The sequence below is a fragment of the Synechococcus sp. R55.2 genome, from assembly GCF_047462075.1.
GTDB lineage: Bacteria > Cyanobacteriota > Cyanobacteriia > Thermostichales > Thermostichaceae > Thermostichus.
Genome location: NZ_JANSIH010000315.1, coordinates 1 through 4,003 on the forward strand (window position 1 = coordinate 1; position 4,003 = coordinate 4,003).

The window sequence follows — 4,003 nt, forward strand, 5'->3', positions numbered from 1 at the left end:
TCCATCGGCTCTGGCTGCTTATTCACCCCCATGCGCGAGAGCAAATCTGCCTTGGTGGGGCCGGTGGGCAATTTTTTTTTGGGAGGCTTCTTGGCAGTAGCCATGTTAGCGGGCCTCCAACACAGCCTTGAGGACCTCACGATAAGGTTGGGCCAGGAGATCTTCCCCCGCCTCCGCCAACGACCAGCCCATGCTGTTGGTTTGCTGCACCACTGTACTTTGCCGCACCGGCGTGAAAATGGGGATCCCTTGCATCATTTCCGCCAAGGCTTCCACCGCGGCCCGCGACATTTTGGTGCGGTTGTTGCCCACCCACTGTTCCCGTGTGGGGAGCACCCCCAAAAACTTGGGCACATGAAAATCCAGCTCTTCCAATTCTTTCAACAGCACCAGGGTACTTAGGGCCCCCATCACCCCCTTTTGGGTACATTCCGTCGGCACCACCAGCAGATCGGCGCTGAGAATGCTGTTGTAGGTGAGCAACCCTTTCGAGGGGGGGCTGTCGATGACCAAAAAGTCATACTCCGGCAAAATCGGTCGCAAAGCCCGCTTCAAAAACAGCTCCCGCCCCGGCTCCATCACGATCGCATCCATGGCCCGCGAGAGACTGTAATCGCTGGGGGCCAACCACAGCCGCTCCTGGCGATCCTCATTCAACGGCGGACGGATAATCTCCCGAATGTGAACCCGATCCGCCCCCGGCAGAATCGTCTCGGCAATGGTGGCCGACTCGGACAGATCCGTCCAGCCCATCCACTGGCTTAAGTTGCCCTGCGGATCAAAGTCAACGGCCAGCGTCTTGCCATGCTCGGCCAACATGATGGCCAGGTTGAGGGCGGCTGTGGTCTTTCCGGATCCCCCACTCAAACAGGCAACGGTGATGACAAGCGCCGTTCTGCCAGACATGAGTTATCCCCTCGTAGCCCATCCCCTAACACTATAGCTAGGGTTAAGCAATAGTGTTCACACTTCAGATAGGGATCCCGCCGCTGGGAATGGCCTACAGGGATCCAGCCGCTGGGAGCTGAGCTTCCTCAGTTCTTTTCGATCCTCGGATTGAATTCTCAGAGGGAAGACACAAACCGGTGCAGCCGCTGCAGCCCTTTTTCGAGGGTGGTGCGATCGGCAGCATAGGAAAGGCGAATGTAGGAATCTGCCCCAAAGGCTACCCCCGGCACGGCAGCGACATGGTGTTCCCTGAGTAGCCGCTGGCAAAACTCCACCGAACTTAACCCGGTTTGGCCGATGTTGACAAACACATAAAATGCGCCCTCCGGCTCTGGGCAAGTCACCCCCGGCAAGGTGCGGATCTCGTCCAGCATCAGATCCCGCCGCTGCCAGAATTCTTGGCGCATTTTTTCCACAGCCGCTGCCGATAGGGGGCTGGTCAGGGCTTCCAGAGCGCCGTACTGGGCGAAGGTACACACATTGGAGGTGCTGTGGCTTTGCAGGTTGATGGCTGCCTCGATGATGGGCTTGGGCCCGGCCAAGTAGCCCACCCGCCAGCCGGTCATGGCGTAAGCTTTGGCGAAGCCACTGCTGAGAATCAGGCGCGGCATCAAGTCAGGGCAAAGGGATCCCAGGCTGATGTGGCGGGCCTGTCCGTAGACCAGCTTTTCGTAGATCTCGTCGCAGATCACGTACAGATGGGGGGCCGAGAGGATCACCTCTGCCAGAGCTGCCAGCTCGTGCCGGTGGTAAACGGCTCCGGTAGGGTTGGCCGGTGAGTTGAGAATCAGCAGCTTGCTGCGGGGGGTGAGGGCCTGGCGCAATTGCTCGGCGGTGAGCTTGAACCCCTGGGCCTCTTCCGTCTGCACCCGCACAACCTTTGCCCCTGCCAAAGCCGCAATTTCGGGGTAGCTGACCCAGTAGGGAACAGGCAGGATCACTTCATCGCCGGGATCCAGCAGCACCATGGCCAGGTTAAACAGGGTTTGCTTGCCGCCGTTGCTGATCAGGATCTGGTCACGGCTGAACTGCAGGCTGTTTTCTTGCCGCAGCTTGTCGGCCACTGCTTGGCGAAGAGCGGGGATCCCGGCGGTGGGGCCGTAACGGGTTTTGCCCTCTTCCAGAGCACGGATGGCCGCGGCCCGAATGTGGTCAGGCGTATCGAAATCCGGCTCGCCCGCGCTCAAGCTACACACATCCAGCCCCTCTGCCTGCATGGCTTTAGCCAGAGCCGAAATGGACAACGTGGGGGAAGGGGATAGATGGGCGACCCGTTGGGACAAGCCGGCAGCAGACACCATCGGTTGGGAAGCTCTTTGGTTTATTTTAAGGTTCTCAAGCAGGGCCAATCTAGATAGCTAGGCTACTGCGGTCAACAGGCGGGTACCATCCACCAGCAACAGCTCGTTGCCCTCTCGCTCTGCCAACAGATCCCAAAACTCGCCCGCCACAGCTCCCGGCAAGAATCCTTCCAAACGCAATTGCAGCGGGGGAAATTGCTTGGTTCCCTGGGGCTTGCGCCGCACGGTCACCTCAACAAAGCCATCGTGGGGCTGGACGATGCCGCGGATGTTAAAGCCTTCCTCTACATCTTCAGGGGCAGGCAAAAACGGCTCTTCTTCCCACTCTGGGTCTTGCTCCTCTTCCGGCAGGGCCAGGATGCGGATGATGCTCAAGCCCAAAGCCCCCCCTGAACGCGGCTGCGGCTGCACGTAGTACCAGTAGGTATGGCCGCTCTTGATGCAGTGCTCGAAGGGGCCGAGAAGCTCGGCGCGTCCGGGGGTAGCCGGATATTCTGCTCCGTCAGAGGCAACCAAGGTTGCCTGCGCATAAGTCTTGGGGATCGATTTCAGGGATCCCTTAATCAGGCCCAAAGCGCGGAACTGGTAGGGGTGGGCGGGAGGAGGCAATGGGTTCATGGCGGCCAGATCTTGGAAAGCCAGGGAAGTAGAGTCCATCATCTTATCCTATGGCGATCCTCAGATTGGAATATCCAGGGCTTTCCTCAGCATCGCCTCCAGCTCATCGCCCTGCCGACTTGCGCACCGCGATCAAGCTGCTGGTGGTGCCCAGAAAAACCCCCATCCCCAACAACATCGACGGCAAGAGCCAAAACTCCAGTTGGCTGCGATCTGCCTGCATCACCTTGAGGAAGGGCAAGGCAATCAACTGCTCCAGCAGCTCCTGCAGCAACTGCTGGGATCCCAAGATCAATCCCCAAGCTCCCACTGCGCTGATCACCCCAAACAGGCACCCTTGCAAAATAAAGGGCAAGTAAATCCAGGCTGCTGTCGCCCCCACCAATTGCATCACCTCGATCTCCCGCCGCCGCGCCATGACGATGAGGCGAATGGTGGTGGTGATGACCGCCACCGCTGTCAGGGCCAACACGCCGGTAATGGTCAGGGATCCCAGCCGTAGCATGTCCTGGAGCTGGGCCAGTTGCTCCACAATGCGGTCGCCGTAGTAGACCTCATCCACCCCTTCCAGTTGGCGAATCTGCTCCGCCACTTCCCCCAAGGCTTCGGTGGAATCCGCCTTAACCCGCAGAGCATCCACCAAGGGGTTCTCCCCCAACTGGGTTTCCATGGCCGCCTCGTCTTGGATCCCCATTTCCAGCAAAAGGTTGCGCCAAGCCTGGTCTTTGGTGATGACCTTCACCTCGGCCACATGAGGCAGTTGGGCGACCTGAGGTTGCAGCTCCACCCCCTGCCGTTCCGGCTCCAGGTAGACGGAGATCTCCAGTTGTCCTCCCAGCGACTGCACCGTGGCATCCACGCCCCAGGACAGCTCAACGCCGATCCCCACCAAGAACAGCAACACCAGCAGGGTGCTCACAGCGGCCCAGTTCAGCCAGCCCCCCCGCCGCAACCCCAAAAAAGTCTCCTGTAGGAGATAGCGGATTTTATTGAGAAATCGGGAGAGAGATTGCATGCTGTTCTCCATCCAACAATCAATGGGCTCAGACCCTTGCCCCCTGGAGCTCAACAGAGCCTGTGAAGAGCAAAATAGGGATCCCGGCAGCCCTCAGCGCAGATCATACAGGCGCCCTCCC

General features: G+C 59.4%; 4 protein-coding genes. All 4 read right to left on the reverse strand.

From position 1 onward, the window contains the following. Positions 1-105: 105 nt before the first annotated feature. Positions 106-906 carry a ParA family protein gene (locus NW838_RS10020; RefSeq protein ID WP_011433472.1) on the reverse strand — a complete coding sequence of 267 codons (801 nt, stop codon included), beginning with the start codon at positions 904-906 and terminating at the stop codon, positions 106-108. A 158-nt stretch (positions 907-1,064) separates the two neighbouring features. Continuing rightward, entirely contained in the window at positions 1,065-2,249 is a 1,185-nt protein-coding gene (locus NW838_RS10025) for a pyridoxal phosphate-dependent aminotransferase (RefSeq protein ID WP_414427967.1), read from the reverse strand. A gap of 57 nt (positions 2,250-2,306) precedes the next feature. Next, complete coding sequence (locus NW838_RS10030) at positions 2,307-2,909, reverse strand: hypothetical protein (protein WP_414427968.1); 603 nt, start codon at positions 2,907-2,909, stop codon at positions 2,307-2,309. A gap of 61 nt (positions 2,910-2,970) precedes the next feature. Then, entirely contained in the window at positions 2,971-3,882 is a 912-nt protein-coding gene (locus tag NW838_RS10035) for a cell division protein FtsX (protein ID WP_414356127.1), read from the reverse strand. Positions 3,883-4,003 lie beyond the last annotated feature (121 nt).

What these genes read in the sequence shown, in the direction of transcription:
- NW838_RS10025 (WP_414427967.1), bottom strand. Translation starts at nt 2,249, where the DNA reads ATGGTGTCTGCTGCCGGCTTGTCCCAACGGGTCGCCCATCTATCCCCT.
- NW838_RS10035 (WP_414356127.1), bottom strand. Translation starts at nt 3,882, where the DNA reads ATGCAATCTCTCTCCCGATTTCTCAATAAAATCCGCTATCTCCTACAG.
- NW838_RS10020 (WP_011433472.1), bottom strand. Translation starts at nt 906, where the DNA reads ATGTCTGGCAGAACGGCGCTTGTCATCACCGTTGCCTGTTTGAGTGGG.
- NW838_RS10030 (WP_414427968.1), bottom strand. Translation starts at nt 2,909, where the DNA reads ATGATGGACTCTACTTCCCTGGCTTTCCAAGATCTGGCCGCCATGAAC.